Genomic DNA, 366 nt, shown 5'->3' with positions numbered 1-366 from the left:
GTCTGTACACACATCTTTGAAAGGGACTCATACTGTCTTGTAAGATAGCGCAGATTGAGAAGTTGCACACCTCTTTTCTTAAAAGGTTCAAACTCTTCCTTGTAGTACAACTCTCCCAATAGGTAAGCGTCCGCAGCATCCGTCTTTACTTTACGAAGATGAGACTTTCTAAGCCGATTTGAGATGAGCGGATTAATGACAATGTAAATGTAGTGATGTTCTTCTAGGAACTGAACAACCGGACTTTGGTAATGGCCGGTTGCTTCTAGAATAAGTAGAGGACGTAGTCTGGATGCAGTCTCAACATCCTTCAAAACTTGATGTAAATTTGCTAGGCCATCACGAGTGTGCTCGAAGTGGAATGTC

Annotated in this window: 1 protein-coding gene; it reads right to left on the bottom strand. The window is 42.3% G+C overall.

Features of this window, described 5'->3' with window-relative positions:
* The coding region (locus G9G57_RS25350) for an IS110 family transposase (protein ID WP_164965686.1) at positions 1–366 on the bottom strand (366 nt) is incomplete at both ends.

The organism is Paenibacillus sp. EKM211P (genome assembly GCF_011066175.1).
GTDB classification, from domain to species: Bacteria; Bacillota; Bacilli; order Paenibacillales; family Paenibacillaceae; genus Paenibacillus; species Paenibacillus polymyxa.
Note: the sequence above shows the minus strand (reverse complement) of the source record. Positions and strands in the feature narration are given on the sequence as shown.